The organism is Arsukibacterium sp. (assembly GCF_041616895.1).
Classification (GTDB): domain Bacteria; phylum Pseudomonadota; class Gammaproteobacteria; order Enterobacterales; family Alteromonadaceae; genus Alishewanella.
In genome coordinates this window covers 1-14,196 of sequence record NZ_JBFJPY010000085.1, presented here as the reverse complement: position 1 = coordinate 14,196, position 14,196 = coordinate 1, and the positions used below count along the sequence as shown (strand labels likewise).

15 protein-coding genes are annotated in these 14,196 nt (G+C 48.6%); 14 read left to right on the top strand and 1 reads right to left on the bottom strand.

What is annotated here, in order from left to right; translation table 11 throughout:
• The first annotated feature begins 357 nt into the window (after window positions 1–357).
• Window positions 358–1,887: an EAL domain-containing protein gene (locus ABY802_RS13125; protein WP_372627588.1), complete on the top strand. Its 1,530-nt coding sequence runs from the start codon at window positions 358–360 to the stop codon at window positions 1,885–1,887.
• Here ABY802_RS13125 and ABY802_RS13120 read toward each other — a convergent pair.
• On the bottom strand, window positions 1,841–2,827 hold the full coding sequence (locus ABY802_RS13120; protein ID WP_372627587.1) for a 1-aminocyclopropane-1-carboxylate deaminase/D-cysteine desulfhydrase: 987 nt from the start codon (window positions 2,825–2,827) through the stop codon (window positions 1,841–1,843). The two genes, ABY802_RS13125 and ABY802_RS13120, sit on opposite strands and share 47 nt — an antisense overlap.
• Before the next feature lie 71 nt (window positions 2,828–2,898).
• On the opposite strand from ABY802_RS13120, the gene ABY802_RS13115 reads away from it, so the two are divergent.
• The 13 genes from ABY802_RS13115 to ABY802_RS13055 form a co-directional block, all read left to right on the top strand.
• Complete coding sequence (locus ABY802_RS13115; protein WP_372627586.1) at window positions 2,899–3,822, top strand: hypothetical protein; 924 nt, start codon at window positions 2,899–2,901, stop codon at window positions 3,820–3,822.
• Entirely contained in the window at window positions 3,819–4,409 is a 591-nt protein-coding gene (locus ABY802_RS13110) for a PilN domain-containing protein (protein WP_372627585.1), read from the top strand. The genes ABY802_RS13115 and ABY802_RS13110 overlap by 4 nt, the downstream gene beginning before the upstream one ends.
• A gap of 2 nt (window positions 4,410–4,411) precedes the next feature.
• Window positions 4,412–5,062: a hypothetical protein gene (locus ABY802_RS13105; RefSeq protein ID WP_372627584.1), complete on the top strand. Its 651-nt coding sequence runs from the start codon at window positions 4,412–4,414 to the stop codon at window positions 5,060–5,062.
• Window positions 5,040–5,369, top strand: coding sequence for a hypothetical protein (locus ABY802_RS13100; protein WP_372627583.1), 330 nt, complete (start codon window positions 5,040–5,042; stop codon window positions 5,367–5,369). Before ABY802_RS13105 ends, ABY802_RS13100 begins: the two co-directional genes overlap by 23 nt.
• Window positions 5,359–7,023: a pilus (MSHA type) biogenesis protein MshL gene (mshL, locus tag ABY802_RS13095; RefSeq protein ID WP_372627582.1), complete on the top strand. Its 1,665-nt coding sequence runs from the start codon at window positions 5,359–5,361 to the stop codon at window positions 7,021–7,023. Before ABY802_RS13100 ends, mshL begins: the two co-directional genes overlap by 11 nt.
• A 4-nt stretch (window positions 7,024–7,027) precedes the next feature.
• Window positions 7,028–7,915 (top strand): ExeA family protein, encoded by an 888-nt coding sequence (locus ABY802_RS13090; RefSeq protein WP_372627581.1) that lies wholly within the window; start codon window positions 7,028–7,030, stop codon window positions 7,913–7,915.
• Window positions 7,912–9,063, top strand: a complete 1,152-nt coding sequence (locus ABY802_RS13085; RefSeq protein ID WP_372627580.1) for a hypothetical protein — start codon at window positions 7,912–7,914, stop codon at window positions 9,061–9,063. The genes ABY802_RS13090 and ABY802_RS13085 overlap by 4 nt, the downstream gene beginning before the upstream one ends.
• A 1-nt stretch (window position 9,064) precedes the next feature.
• Window positions 9,065–10,816 carry a GspE/PulE family protein gene (locus ABY802_RS13080; protein ID WP_372627579.1) on the top strand — a complete coding sequence of 584 codons (1,752 nt, stop codon included), beginning with the start codon at window positions 9,065–9,067 and terminating at the stop codon, window positions 10,814–10,816.
• A 3-nt stretch (window positions 10,817–10,819) separates the two neighbouring features.
• A complete protein-coding gene (locus tag ABY802_RS13075) occupies window positions 10,820–12,037 on the top strand; it encodes a type II secretion system F family protein (protein ID WP_372627578.1) in 1,218 nt (405 codons plus the stop codon).
• Between the two features lie 74 nt (window positions 12,038–12,111).
• Window positions 12,112–12,693 (top strand): prepilin-type N-terminal cleavage/methylation domain-containing protein, encoded by a 582-nt coding sequence (locus ABY802_RS13070; RefSeq protein ID WP_372627577.1) that lies wholly within the window; start codon window positions 12,112–12,114, stop codon window positions 12,691–12,693.
• A gap of 27 nt (window positions 12,694–12,720) precedes the next feature.
• Complete coding sequence (locus tag ABY802_RS13065) at window positions 12,721–13,185, top strand: prepilin-type N-terminal cleavage/methylation domain-containing protein (protein WP_372627576.1); 465 nt, start codon at window positions 12,721–12,723, stop codon at window positions 13,183–13,185.
• Window positions 13,186–13,200: 15 nt separating this feature from the next.
• Window positions 13,201–13,674, top strand: coding sequence for a type II secretion system protein (locus ABY802_RS13060; RefSeq protein WP_372627575.1), 474 nt, complete (start codon window positions 13,201–13,203; stop codon window positions 13,672–13,674).
• On the top strand, window positions 13,668–14,196 hold a 529-nt coding region (locus tag ABY802_RS13055), incomplete at its 3' end, for a prepilin-type N-terminal cleavage/methylation domain-containing protein (protein ID WP_372627574.1). The genes ABY802_RS13060 and ABY802_RS13055, both read left to right, overlap by 7 nt.

Genomic DNA, 14,196 nt, shown 5'->3' with positions numbered 1-14,196 from the left:
GGCATTCGCCATGCGAGAGTAGTACACCGCCAGGCTCCCAATAAAGCCAAAGAGCCCACTCAGTCGAGTGGGTTTTTTGCATTGTAACAGGCAAACGTAGTACACCGCTGGTAGGCCAGCCCCGCAGGCTCCCAGTTCAAGCAAAAGGCCTACCCTAACCGGTAGGCCTTTTTGCGTTAATACTGGTTATTATCTAGACAAACTAGCGAAATAAGTTAACACTGTATCGACAGTCAAAAGGAGTTGTTCGTGTCACTTGCCCGCTTATTTAAACAGAAAACTTATTCCAGCTGGTTAATTATCCTGGCTTGCTGTCTATTATTTGCGAATAGTTTATTTGTTGTGTCCGCGATCCTTTTGCCCATAAATCTAACTATCTGGCAATTAGCATTGTTATTTAATGCTCTGGTAGGCCTATTCTTAATTGGTTTGTTTTACGGTGTGCAATATCACCGTCGTTCTTTGGCGACAACGGTTTTGCAGGTTGATCATGCTATAAAGCGGCTGGAAGAGCGGTTGGAGCTAAGCCAACGGGTTGATTTAATGCCTGAGATCCGGCTGGAAAAGATTAATGACCGATTGTTAAACTACATTCGGCGGGACCATGAAGTACGCCATCTGGTCAGAGTGCAAGGCTTGATTGATCATGAACTTGCGATTGGCAACCGGATATTTTTCGAAAGTAAATTGCAACACTTTCTCAGTGATGCCTCTGAAGAAGGTGCCGGTGGCTTGTTTATTATCGAGGTTTCTCATCCTGGTCATAGTATTAGCCAAGTTAAACAGCTTGCATGCCTTAAAGCCTGTGTTGAAGTCATTAACAGTTACTGTGAGCCTTATCAGGATAGGATCCTGGCACGCTTGTCTGAAAATGATCTCGTACTTTTACTGTCGGGTATTGCAGAGAAAGAAATGGCTAACCTGGCTGATACTCTTGTGGTGGCGATGGGACGGGCAAATTGTTTTGCGTCGTATCTTAGTTCTGATTTTGTTCATATCGGTTATGTAGCCTACCAGCGCAATCAAACGACTTATCAGTTATTGTCCGAGGCGGATATGGCGCTTCGAACCGCGCAATTGTATGGACATAATAGTGCGTTCGGTTTTGAGCCTGAGAAAAAACCTGCAGCAAAAGGTTCAGTATGGTGGCGCTCTGAATTAACTAAAGCATTAGTGCAACATCGTTTCAGTTTGAGTTTTCAACCCGTTTTCTCCTGGCAGGACCAGGAACTGTTACAACAAGAAGTGCTGGTGAGATTACAAAGTACTGAGGGTGAAAATATTCCGGCGGCGATATTTCTGCCAATGGCATACAGTTGTGGTTTAACAGTACAAATTGACCAACACGTGTTGCTCCGTGCCGCTAAGCTTGGATTATTGGAAACCCGAAGCGCTATCAGGTGCAGTGTTAATATTAATGCTCATTCGTTATTAAGTAAGGATTGGCAGCAGTGGCTGGAGCAGCTGGTAGCCTCCGGTCAGCTCGACCCCTCACAATTAGCATTAGAATTAACAGAGCACCATCTGATCCGTTACTACGATAAACTTAAGCCGGTGCTGGATAAGGTGATAAAGTTAGGGTTTTCATTGGTGGTTGATCAGGTTGGATTAACGATTGATATTCCACCTTATGCTGATGATTTAGCCATTGAATCTGCCAAATTGCACCCCTCAGTTGTGCGCAATATTGATGAGCATCTGGAGCAACAACTATTTGTTCGTGGTTTAATTTCGCATTTCGCTGAACGAGGTATCCGGGTTATCGGCACTGGCGTAGAGTTGGCCAGCGAGTGGCAGACGCTGCAGAAGTTAGGTGTTGCAGGGGGCCAGGGTTTCTACTTTAGCCAACCCCTGTCGAAGATAGTAACCGGAACTGCTGCGGAGTGATTAAGTTGCGATAGCGCAATCCAGCCAAGCCTTGTAAGCCGCCGGTATGAAAAAAGCTAATCCTGCTACCAGGGGTAAACTCCCCTTCACCAATCATTTGAAAAAGCTTATATAATGCCCTGCCGGTATATACTGGTTCAATTGCAATACCGTGTTGTTTGGTAAATTGACAGCAAAAATCTATGTGCTGCTGCGGACATTTGGCATAACGATGCTCTGTTGCTGTGGCAATAATGCGCCAAGGTAAAGGCTTAACGGCTGCCGCCTTCAACAGCGTTGCAACCTTATCTGTTAAAGCAGTGTCATTCACTACCGCCAGCCCTATCACCTCTTTTACCACATGCTCTGCCTCGCATGCTCTGCTGGCAGCCCTGATTAAACCTGCTACCGTTCCACCACTGGCTGATGCCGTGGCTATTACATCAGCCTGACCTGCCGGGGTATCGGTAAGATTTAAATCGGCGATACCTTGCACACCTAACGCTGAACTTCCACCTTCTGGTACAAGCAAGTAATTGGGGTGACGTTTTGTTATCAGCTCGAGAAAAGCCGGTTGCTGCCGTTGTCGGTAGGTCTGGCGGTTAATTGCAACCAGCTCCATTCCCCGTGCATGGCAATATGCTAAGGTAGGATTTTGCAGATCAATCTTGTCTGTCCGGACATAAGCGGTGGCATTAATCTTATTGCATTTCGCAGCCGCGGCACAGGCTGCCAGATGATTTGAGAAGGGCCCTCCAAAAGTCACTAAGCCGCGATATTGCTGTTGCTGAATCAACTTTATATGATATTGTAATTTCATCCATTTGTTGCCAGATAGCATTGGCTCAACCATAGTCTGACAATATAACCAAAGGTCCACACGAGCTTCAGAAAGCCGCGGTTCGACAATCTGGTGCCAACTGGCAGAGGGAGCTGCGATATCAAGGGGTGGCAATAACATAAAGCGGGTTGGTAACTTTAAAGTGAAAGTGCCAGTATTATAAACCGATATCAGGGTTAAATAGCATTAAGATGTTAGCCAAAGTATTGCAGCAGATTAGATTTGGCCACAAAAGCTCAGCAGGTATTGCCGTGCTACATATTCGTGAGCACGAAATTCAGCTTTTAATTCAGCCCGCGCATAATCAAGAGGCCGCAGTTTCTGTTTATCCGGTGAACCATGGCGATTGGCAGCCTGCAATGAAAGAAGCGCTTGGTCATGTCAGTAAAATGATGGCGTTAACTTTAATTATTTCTCCGGCGATGTACCAGATTGTTCAACTTGAGAAGCCGGCTCTGGACGAGCAGGAGTTACTGGCCGCCTTGCCCTGGCAAATCAAGGATCTTACAGATATTGCTCTGGAAGAGCTGGTACTTGATTATATCGATTTGCCTGCTGCTCCGGGACAATCTGCTAAAATTAATGTCGTGGTGAGTGCCAAAAGCCAGTTGCAGGAGCTCATCGCATTTGTTACTGATGCAAAACTGAGCTTGCAGCAAATCTTAATTGAAGAATGGTTAATCCATGAATTAACCCAGTATGCTGATCATGCCGCGCTGGTATTAATGCATCAGCCCGGGCAGGATGTATTGCTGCAGGTAATTCGGCAAGGCCAGATACAATTCTCCAGGCGGATCCGCGGTTTCAATCGGCTGCATCAATACAATAAAACCGACTTACAGCAGGGGGTTTTTGATAATCTACTGCTGGAAATTCAACGCTCTATGGATTATATCGAAAGCCAGCTTAAATTGCCGCCGGTGCGCAGTATTCAATTGCTATGTAGCGGCGCAGAACGAACGGATTTAGTACCCTTATTTCATCAGGCGGGCTTTAATCAGGTTCAGCCATTGCAACTTAGACCCGAATTACAATGGGCCTCGGCCATTAATTTAAATGAATTCTGGCCAGCTATTGCCGCTACCGTCAGCTCCAACTGGGAGTCGACAGCATGAAACAGCGGATTAATCTTTATCAGGTAGCGTTACAACCGCAGAAGCAAACAATGACCCTATCGTCATTATTTGTAGTGCTGCTACTGGTACTTGCTGTGAGTGTGCTGGCATGGGGAGGGTTACAATGGCAACAACAAAAACAGTTGCAACTCAATACCCTGGCGGAACAGCAGTTAACGCGCCAGCAGCAGCAGCTTGAACTACTGCAGCAGGCGTTGCTGCAGCGTAAGCCATCGTCAGCGCTTATTACCGAACGTGACTTGCTAAAGCGCAGGGTTGAACAGCAAATTGCGTTGCAACACTATCTAGCTGCACAGCAAGTAAGGGCGGACTATGCATACAGTACGGTGTTACAACAGTTAGTTGATACCGATATTACCAGCGTCTGGTTAACTCATTTTACCCTCCGCCCCCGCAGTAGCGAGCTTAAAGGCCTGACGATAACCCCAGCTGAAGTGCCTGGCTGGTTGGAAAGTTTGCGTCACTTTGACTACTTTCAAGGTCAGCGTTTTAACGAGCTGCGGTTAACCCAGTTACCAGAGCAACAGGCAGTTCAGTTTCATCTTATTGCTGAGCAGGGAGACTGAAGATGGCTAACTGGCAGCAATTAAACCAGAAATATCATGCGTTACAGTTGCGTGAAAAGCGGTTGGTCTTTTTTGGCTCAATAATCTTAATTTTCTGGCTACTGCTAATCTACCTGCTGGAGCCCGCCTGGCAGCAACAAAAGCAGTTAATCGGGCAGCAGCAAAAGCTGCGTCTACAGCAACAACAAGTTCAGCAACAACTTGAGCTATTGCAGTTGCAACTGGCCATTGATATAGAACAACCCTTTAGGGATGATATTGCCAGCCTTACCCGGCAACAGGCAGATCTGGCAGCCCAAAGACAAAATCAAAGCAGTTTATTTATTGGTGCCGATCAAATGCTGGCGCTACTGCGGGAAATTCTGTCAAAAAGTCAGCAGGTAAAACTACAGTCCCTGTCAACTTCGGCCGCAGTTCCCGTTGTGCTGGCGGGCCAGTTGGCAGAAGAGGCGCCTTTATTGTACCAACACAAAACGACGCTGATAGTCCGCGGTCGTTACACTAGTGTCCAGCAATTGTTAACCGAGTTAGAGCAGTTGCCCTGGCTGGTGCAATGGCAGCGACTGGATTATCAGGTAACAGATTATCCGATGGCTGATATTAGCATTGAATTTATTACAGTGAGCGAGAATGAAAACTTTATTCAGCTGTAGCGCTGTGTTGTTTACGTTTAGCTGCCTAGCTGATCCCACGCGGCCGCCCTCAGGTTACATTGACCTTAGCAAAGAGGGGGGCAGTGGTAACGCTGTCAGTTCGGTCAGTGCGCTAAAGTTGCAAATCATTCAAAACAGTAACCAGCGGACAAGTGCCACTATTAATGGTCAGTTACTACAACTTGGTGAGCAATATCAAGGTTATACTCTCACCAATATCAGGTCTACTTCGGTTGTGCTGAGCCGGGGAGAGGAACAACTCATTTTGCAGTTACATAATAAAACGATAAAAAATTATGATGAATAATACCCGTTTAAATGTGTGTTTTGTCAGCAGTCTGCTGTTGCTGAGCGCGTGTCAGGCTTTGCAGCCCAATGCTGGCCCCACGGAAGCAAAGAAAGCATTGCAGCCCGATGTTACCGCAGCTAAACCTGTGTTGGCTGTACCGGCAGCGGTTACCCAGGATTTGCTGGCCAGGCCTGCGCCTGTGGTAGCAAGCACCGAACCAAGGTTCAATATTTCGGCTTCAGACGTTGCACTGAACGATTTTTTTCATTCGATTGTGCACGATACACCTTACAGTCTGGTGGTTCACCCAAGTGTTCAGGGCACGATCAGTCTGCAACTGAAGCAGGTAACGCTGGCGGAGACACTGGCTATTGTCCAGTCGCTGTATGGTTTCGATATCCGACGCCAGGGCATGGTCTATCAGGTTTATCCGGCGGGCTTGCGAACCGAAACTATCGCCGTTAACTATCTGATGTTACAACGAAACGGCTTCTCATCTATCTCTGTTAATTCCGGTGGTGTGTCGCAGGACAATAACAATCAGAATAACAATAATAATAGTCGTGGTAATCAGGGGTTAGCGAATAACAACCAACAAAATAGTCCGTTTGGCAATAATAATGGCCAGATGCAGAACAGCCAGCAACAGTTCAACGGCAGTACCATTCAAAGTGAAAGCCGTACTGATTTCTGGAGTGATTTAAAAGAAGCGGTACAGGGCGTATTAGGTGAAGGCGAGCAAAGAATGGTGGTCGTCAGCCCACAAGCAGGCTTAGTGACGGTGCGTGGCATGCCAGATGAAATCGCGGCAGTAAAAGCGTTTCTGGGCCAGTCAGAACAGCAGTTGCAGCGGCAGGTTGTGCTGGAAGCTAAAATTATTGAAGTGACATTAAGTGACGAATATCAGCAAGGTATTAACTGGCAGAATGCGCTGGCCACCATAGGCTCCACCAGTTTCAACTTTACTACGTCAGGTGTTATCCCAAACAATACCATAAGCAGCAATGTCGGTGGGGTCAGCGCTATTTCATTCAGTAATGCTGACTTTAACGGCGTCATTAATTTGCTGGAGACGCAGGGTAATGCCCAGGTGCTGTCAAGCCCACGGGTTACCGCGATGAATAATCAGAAAGCGGTGATTAAAGTGGGGCAGGATGAATATTTCGTAACTGACATTACCAGCAATACGACTATTGCGGGTACCGGGGCTACGACCACGTCGCCCAATATTTCTCTGCAACCTTTTTTCTCAGGTATTGCGCTGGATGTGACGCCGCAGATCGATCAGAACGGTAGTGTGATCTTGCATGTTCACCCGTCCGTCACCGAGACTTCTGAGCAAAGCAAAACGATCCGCTTTAGCGATGAGCAAATTGTATTGCCACTGGCGCAAAGCAATATCCGGGAGTCTGATACTATTATTAAAGCGCAAAGTGGGGAAATTGTGGTTATTGGTGGCCTGATGCAAACGGTTACCAGCGACAGCGAATCGCGCACACCGGTACTAGGAGCAATACCTATATTGGGCCAGTTATTTACCAGCAAAAATAAAGTCGAACGGAAAAAAGAACTGGTGATCCTGCTAAAACCTACTGTCGTGGGCAATGGCGTCTGGCAACAGCAGTTACAGCAGTCAGCAGAATTAATTACTGACTGGTATCCTGAGCAATAAGCTTATGTATGCTGCCCACTTTAATCTGGCGTTAACGCCGTTTTCACTCACCCCCGATACCCGTTTCTATGTTGGCTTGCCGCAACATGAGGCGGCCTTGGCGGTGCTGAATACGGCGCTAGCTGCTGGTGAGGGCTTTATTAAAGTAACTGGTGAAGTCGGCACGGGTAAAACGTTGTTGTGCCGGCTGCTGTTAAAACAGGCGCAGGCTGACTGGCAGCTGGCGTATTTACCTGATCCCAGTGTAAGTCCATTAGAGCTGCGCTGGGCGCTGGCTGCAGAGCTTGGCCTTAAATACTCAGCCAATATCGATGCCAGCCAGCTGTTGCAATTGCTGCAACGGCAGCTTATTTTGCTGGCGCAAAGTGGCAAGAAAATTATTCTGGTCATTGATGAAGCGCAGGGTTTACCTGATGATACCCTCGAGTCATTACGGTTACTAACAAACCTGGAAACCGAGCAGCGCAAATTGTTACAGGTGGTGCTATTTGGCCAGCCTGAGCTGGATCAGCGCTTGGCTAGTCAGCAGTTCCGTCAATTGCGCCAACGTATTTCATTCTCTTACGTATTGCCGGTAATGTCGCCGGCACAAATCCGTTTCTATGTAAGGCACCGGCTGCAGGTTGCAGGCGCTACGCCCGCCTTATTCAATTCATTCGCTTTACATGCTATCGGCCGTTACAGCCGCGGTATTCCCCGGCTGGTTAATTTGCTGGCGCACAAAGGGCTAATGCTGGCGTACGGCGAGGGTAAAAGCAGGGTCACGGGCAGGCACATCCGCTTTGCCGCTGAGGACACTGAAGACACCCGGCGTAGCAAACGCCGTTATTTGTGGTTGCTTGGTGCTGCTGCGGTATTTAGCGCAGCCTGTGTTGGCTGGATGTGGCGATGAGTGTCATTAATAAGATGCTGCAGGACCTTGAGCAACGCCAGCAGCAAGAAATTTCTGTCACCAAACAGAGCCAGGCACCACGGCAGGGCAATGGTCACACCAGCTATTATGTTGGATTTGCTTTGCTGGCAGGGTTAATGTTAATTGGCATATTTTTATTTTCACCTTCGCATTGGCAAGGCAATGACACTCAACGGCCACAAGCGGTAGCGGATGATTTAGGTGTAAGTGGTGATCAGGTGCAACCTGTGGCTAATGTCAGCCAGCAAACCGAAGTGGGCTATGCCGTGCCTGCCAGCATTATGGCAGTGCTGGCAGCAGAGCCAATTACAGCAGAACCAATCACAACAGTTACCGCAGAAAAGCAAACTAAACCGCTAACTGTGGTCAATGCAGCGGAAGCAGCCCAACCTGTTGCTGAACACCTGGCGGCAGCGCTGACAATACCAAGCGAGGTAACACCGGTTCTGGCGCAGCCAGTGCGTGTTAATATTTCGCAGGTGACAACTATCGCAGAAGCCGAATCGGCCGCCGCGGCTAAGCCACAAACGATGATAGATAAACAGCTGCTGAGTATTGCAGAGCAGCAGCAAAACATGCAACAACGGGCAAATGCTAGTGAAGCGGCAGGAGACACCAGTGGCGCCATTGCTATCTGGCAACAGCTAGTATCGCAGCAACCAGCTGAGGCAAATGGTTATCTGAACCTGGCCAGGTTATGGTTAAAGCAACAGCAAATTATTACCGCCAGTCAGGTGCTGTTACAAGCCCGCCAAAAAGGGGTGTTAAGCGCAGAGATTAATATGCAGCTGGCCCAGCTGGCGGTGCGTCAGGGGCAATGGCAGCAGGCGCTGGCGTTCTTGCCCGATCAGTTTGAGTTGGTTGCTGAGCCAGAATATTTTGGTATGAAAGCCACGATATTACAGCAACTGCAGCAACATGAGGCGGCGCTTGGCTGGTATCAGCGTTTACAGCAGTTGCAGCCAGATCAGGGGCGTTGGAGTCTCGGTGCTGCACTAGCCAGCGAACAACTTGGAAAGTCAGCGCAGGCCCACCAGTATTATCAACATGCCTGGCAATATCGTCAGGCGTTATCGGTGAGTAGCCATAACTTTATTCAACAACGGCTTAAGGCAACAGAACCTTAGTATGCAAAAACCCAAGCTTAAAATGCGCCTAGGCGACTTGCTGGTGCACGAAAATATTATTACTGAGAGCCAGCTGGAGCAAGCCCTGGCGCGCCAGAAAAGTAGTGGCCGTAAGCTGGGCGCCACCCTGATAGAAATGCAGTTTTTAACTGAACAGCAGTTACTGCAATTTTTAGCGCAGCAGCTGCAGGTGCCGTTTCTGGACATTGCCCAGCGAAAAATTGATCCTAAAGTCGCACAATTGCTGGCGGAAGTTCATGCCAGACGCTTTAGAGCGCTGGTAATTGAAGACATGGGTGACTCCGTTTTACTGGGCATGAACGACCCAGCCGACCTGGCCGTGCTGGATCAGGTAGCACCACTACTGGCGCCTCGTGAAATTAAAATTGCCGTGGTACGCGAAAGCCAATTGCTGGAAGCGTTTGACTCGTTGTATCGGCGTACCAAAGATATTGAAACCTTCGCGACGCAGTTAAAGCAAGAGCATAGTGGTGATAACGATGATGCATTGCTTGGTGAAGAAAACCGCGAAGAAACCGATAATACGATAGCCAAGCTGTTACGTTCAATTTTTGAAGATGCGGTGCAGGTCAAAGCGTCGGATATTCATATTGAACCCGATGAAAAAGTACTGCGCATCCGCCAGCGGGTAGATGGAATTTTACAGGAAAGCACCTTAAATGAAGTGAGTATTGCCGCTGCGCTGGTACTGCGCTTAAAACTGATGGCCAGCCTGGATATTTCTGAAAAACGACTGCCGCAGGATGGCCGGTTTCAAATCACGGTTAAGCAACATAAAATTGATATCCGGATGTCTACCATGCCGGTGCAATACGGTGAGTCGGTGGTGATGCGTTTGCTGGACCAATCGGCCGGGCTGTTAAAAATGGAAGATACCGGGATCCCGGGCCCGATGTTAGCCAGGCTGCGGCGAATTGTGCAAAGCCCGCATGGCATGATCCTCGTTACCGGACCTACCGGCTCAGGTAAAACAACCACCTTATATGGCCTGCTGAGTGAGCTTAATCAGGCGGGCAGTAAAATTATCACGGTGGAAGATCCGGTAGAATACCGCTTATCACGCATTAATCAGGTGCAGGTTAATCATAAAATAGGCCTGACCTTCAGCAACGTGCTACGTACTACGTTGCGCCAGGATCCCGACATCATCATGGTGGGGGAGATGCGCGATCAGGAAACCGCCGAAATGGGCCTGCGCGGCGCGCTTACCGGCCACCTGGTATTATCTACCCTGCATACCAACGATGCGGTATCCAGTACACTTCGCTTAATTGATATGGGAGCTGCGCCCTACCTGGTAGCCAGTGCCTTACGGGCCATTATTGCCCAGCGTCTTATCAGGCGGTTATGTGACTATTGCAAACAGCCACATCAGCCTGACGAGCTAGAATTAACCTGGTTACGGCACCATAAAGCCAATGACCAAGCCAGTTACTGGCGGGGTCAGGGGTGTCAGTCTTGTCATCATACCGGTTACAAAGGCCGGCTGGGCGTGTTTGAGTTGCTGGTTATTAATAAACCGTTGGCAGACGCGCTGCGCCGCTCTGACATTGAAGGTTTTAGTAATCTTGCCTACCACAGCCCCGATTTTGTCAGCTTAGGTAATATGGCGCTTGATTATGCTCAGCAGGGGGTTACCACATTAGAAGAGGTTATCAGGGTATCAGAATATCTGGAGACAGAGCCGTTAACTCCAGACATGCCCCTAACTGACGCGGCAGAGGACAGCTAAAGTATGGCCAGCTTTCAGTATAAAGCGCGGGACGCCAGTGGCAATGCTGTTACTGGTCAGCTGGAAGCCGGCAGTCAGGCGGCGGCGGCTGACATGCTGAAGCAGCGGCGCTATATTCCACTGAGTATCGAAGCCATTGTGGTCGCCGACAAAGCAGCCCGGTTCGAGCTGTGGCAGGCCAAAGTCAGCCTGACGGAGCTGATCATATTTTCGCGCCAGATGTATTCGCTGATGAAAGCCGGTATCCCTATTATCCGCTCGATTAAAAGCCTGGCCGAGAGTACTGGTTCGCCGCGCCTGCGCCAGGTAATGAACGATTTGGCAAGTGAGCTGGAAAATGGCCGCAGTTTATCGGTCGCGATGGCGAGCCACCCTAAAGTATTCAGTCGTTTAATTGTCAGTCTGGTGCATGTGGGTGAGAACACCGGCCGGCTAGACGACGCGTTCTTACAGCTTACCTTTTATTTTGAGCAAGAGCTGGAAACCCGAAAGCAAATTAAACAGGCCACCCGCTATCCAATTTTTGTTTTATTTGCCCTGGTGGTGGCCATGGTTATTCTGAATATCTTTGTTATTCCGCAATTTGCTAATATGTTTGCCCGCTTTAATGCCGAACTGCCCTGGTCTACCCAATTGTTACTGGCAAGTTCCACGTTTTTTATTACCTTCTGGCCCTTGTTACTGGTATTGTTAGTAGCATCCATTATTGGTATCAGTTTTTATCTGCAAACACCGGCGGGTAAATACCGGTGGGGTCGCTGGAAATTGCGGGTACCAATTATTGGCAGCATTATTAACCGCGCTACGCTTGGGCGCTTTGCCCGCAGCTTTTCAATGATGCTGAAAGCCGGAGTTCCCATTACCACTGCGCTTAGCTTAGTTGCCGAAGCGGTCGATAACGACTATCTTGGAGAGAAGATCCGGGAAATGCGGCGCAGTATTGAAAGGGGCGAAAGCCTGTTGCGGGTAGCACAGCAAAGTAATATGTTTACGGAGCTGGTGTTGCAGATGGTCTCGGTTGGTGAAGAAACGGGTCAGATGGATGAAATGCTAACGGAAGTAGCTGGCTTTTATGAACGTGAAGTGGCGTTTGATTTAAAGAGCCTGACGGCCAAGATAGAGCCGATCCTGATTGTGATTGTCGCTGCTATGGTATTGTTACTGGCATTGGGGATTTTTACGCCAATGTGGGATATGCTAAACGCCTACAAAGGCGGTTAATACTTGATACAAATTAAGCTCATAACAATAATTAACGATATACTCAATATGACAAGTGCCTGGGAGCAACCAATATGAAACAACCCAATATGAAACAGCTAAATATGAAACAACAAGGCGGCTTTACGTTAATCGAAATCGTGATCGTGATCATCATTCTCGGCCTGCTGGCTGCAACCGCGTTACCGCGGTTTTTAGATGTAACAGAAGAGGCGCAAGATGTGGCGGTAGAAGGCATTGCCGGTGGCTATGCCTCGGCAGTAGGTTTGGTGCGGGCGCAGTGGGAAGTGTCAGGCCGGCCCGATGGTAACGGGGGCACGGCCGAGCGTACGGTCGTAAACTATGACTTGGTGCAAATTGGCGTTGATGGCGATATTGGCTACCCGTCTGGCGATCCGGCGACTAACACCCGGGTGACCAGTGTTACCTCAGATGACTGTCTGTACCTGATTAACAACTTATTTCAGCAGCAGCTTAGAGTGGCCACCACTTTTGTTGCCGCTAACCAGTTGTTCGTCCGGGCTGACGCCAACATCTGTTTTTACCATCAGACCGCGGGTTTGTCGGCAGCACCTACCGATACCGTTGGTAATAATGGCTTCTCGTACAATGCAGCGACAGGTCAGGTTGGTTTATTTTTAAACAAAAACATCTAAGTTTTAATTAAGAAAAAGGTAGTATTTATGAAACGTAATCAGGCAGGTTTTACATTAATTGAATTAATTATTGTTATCGTCATTTTGGGTATTCTGGCCGTTACTGCTGCACCAAAATTTTTAGATTTTGGTGGCGATGCGCGTAGTTCGGTTTTACAGGGGGTAAAAGGCTCACTGGAGTCTGCCAGCTCATTGATTTATGGCAAGGCAATTATTGCCGGTGAACAAAATGCAGCTACCGAAACACTAACTGATCCTGCCATCAATATCGTTTATGGTTATCCGGCTGCTACCAGTACTGATTTAACCGCAGCAGCTGAATTATCAGACTTTGTTTTTGGTACGCCAGCAGCGGGTGCAATTCGAATTGCCGCCGATACGGCGGGTATAAATGCTGATGATACAGCAAACGAAAATTGTCACGTGTTATACACTCAGGCATCAGGTCCTGGCATTAAGCCGGTCATTACTATTGTAAATGACGGCTGCTAAAAGCAGCAAGTTGTCATGAACAGAATCCAGCACTACCGCGGCTTTACCTTAATAGAGCTTATTGTGGTGCTGGTAATAATAGGCGTGTTAGCAGTGTCCCTGCTACCACGCTTTTTTTCTGGCAGTGGCACTAACGAATACCTATACCGTGACCAGGCATTCAGCCTGATCCAGCGCCAGCAAATGCAGGCGATGCAATGCACCAATTGTCCCCCGGCCGGCTTTAGGGTGAACAGTTTTAGTGTTAATCCCGCTGGTATCAATGGCTGTGATAATACCGCGACGGCCATGTGTATCAGCGAGCGTGATCGCAGCAGCATTCGCTTGTCACCCGGCGCCTTTAATAACGATTTATATTTTAATAATTTAGGCCAGCCGATAACCGAATCTGGCTTACGCCGCTGCAACAGTGGCTGCCGGGTTAGGGTGCTGGGCAGTGTAAACCTTGCTATCTGTATTGAGTACGAAGGATACATTCGTATATGTTAGGCCCAGTTGCGCCAAGTCGCTGCCAGCAGGGCTTGAGCCTGATTGAGCTGATTATCGGCATAGTGGTGCTGGCCATCGCGCTTAGTCTGGTAACGGCGGTGCTGGGTCCTTTATATGTTAAAAGCACCGATCCCTGGCATCAGGTGCGGGCCACTGAGCTTGGCCAGAGCATGTTAAATGACATTATGGCGCGCTCCTTTGATCAACAAAGCCCCCGCAGTGGCAGTATGCTGCGCTGTGGTGAAACCGGGGCGCCGGCTTGTACTTTGCAAAACGGCGATGGCAGCTGGCCGGCCGATCCGGGAGAAACGGCGGCCGATAACCGACTACGGTTTAACGATGTGGATGACTTTAATAATTTTACCGCTAACGGCTCGCTGCTAACCAATATTCTGGCGGAAGATCTGGCCGATGTTTATCGCAATTACCAGCTGCAGGTTAGTGTGCGTTATGCCACTGCTGCTGATGTTAGCGGCATTAGCCTTGCACCCGATCAAGTGAAGGTGATTACCGTTACTGTCG

Bases quoted from the DNA above. Each gene is read 5' to 3' on its own strand.
- ABY802_RS13120 (WP_372627587.1), bottom strand. From the start codon at position 2,827: ATGTTATTGCCACCCCTTGATATCGCAGCTCCCTCTGCCAGTTGGCAC.
- ABY802_RS13115 (WP_372627586.1), top strand. From the start codon at position 2,899: ATGTTAGCCAAAGTATTGCAGCAGATTAGATTTGGCCACAAAAGCTCA.
- ABY802_RS13110 (WP_372627585.1), top strand. From the start codon at position 3,819: ATGAAACAGCGGATTAATCTTTATCAGGTAGCGTTACAACCGCAGAAG.
- ABY802_RS13105 (WP_372627584.1), top strand. From the start codon at position 4,412: ATGGCTAACTGGCAGCAATTAAACCAGAAATATCATGCGTTACAGTTG.
- ABY802_RS13100 (WP_372627583.1), top strand. From the start codon at position 5,040: ATGAAAACTTTATTCAGCTGTAGCGCTGTGTTGTTTACGTTTAGCTGC.
- mshL (WP_372627582.1), top strand. From the start codon at position 5,359: ATGATGAATAATACCCGTTTAAATGTGTGTTTTGTCAGCAGTCTGCTG.
- ABY802_RS13090 (WP_372627581.1), top strand. From the start codon at position 7,028: ATGTATGCTGCCCACTTTAATCTGGCGTTAACGCCGTTTTCACTCACC.
- ABY802_RS13085 (WP_372627580.1), top strand. From the start codon at position 7,912: ATGAGTGTCATTAATAAGATGCTGCAGGACCTTGAGCAACGCCAGCAG.
- ABY802_RS13080 (WP_372627579.1), top strand. From the start codon at position 9,065: ATGCAAAAACCCAAGCTTAAAATGCGCCTAGGCGACTTGCTGGTGCAC.
- ABY802_RS13075 (WP_372627578.1), top strand. From the start codon at position 10,820: ATGGCCAGCTTTCAGTATAAAGCGCGGGACGCCAGTGGCAATGCTGTT.
- ABY802_RS13070 (WP_372627577.1), top strand. From the start codon at position 12,112: ATGAAACAACCCAATATGAAACAGCTAAATATGAAACAACAAGGCGGC.
- ABY802_RS13065 (WP_372627576.1), top strand. From the start codon at position 12,721: ATGAAACGTAATCAGGCAGGTTTTACATTAATTGAATTAATTATTGTT.
- ABY802_RS13060 (WP_372627575.1), top strand. From the start codon at position 13,201: ATGAACAGAATCCAGCACTACCGCGGCTTTACCTTAATAGAGCTTATT.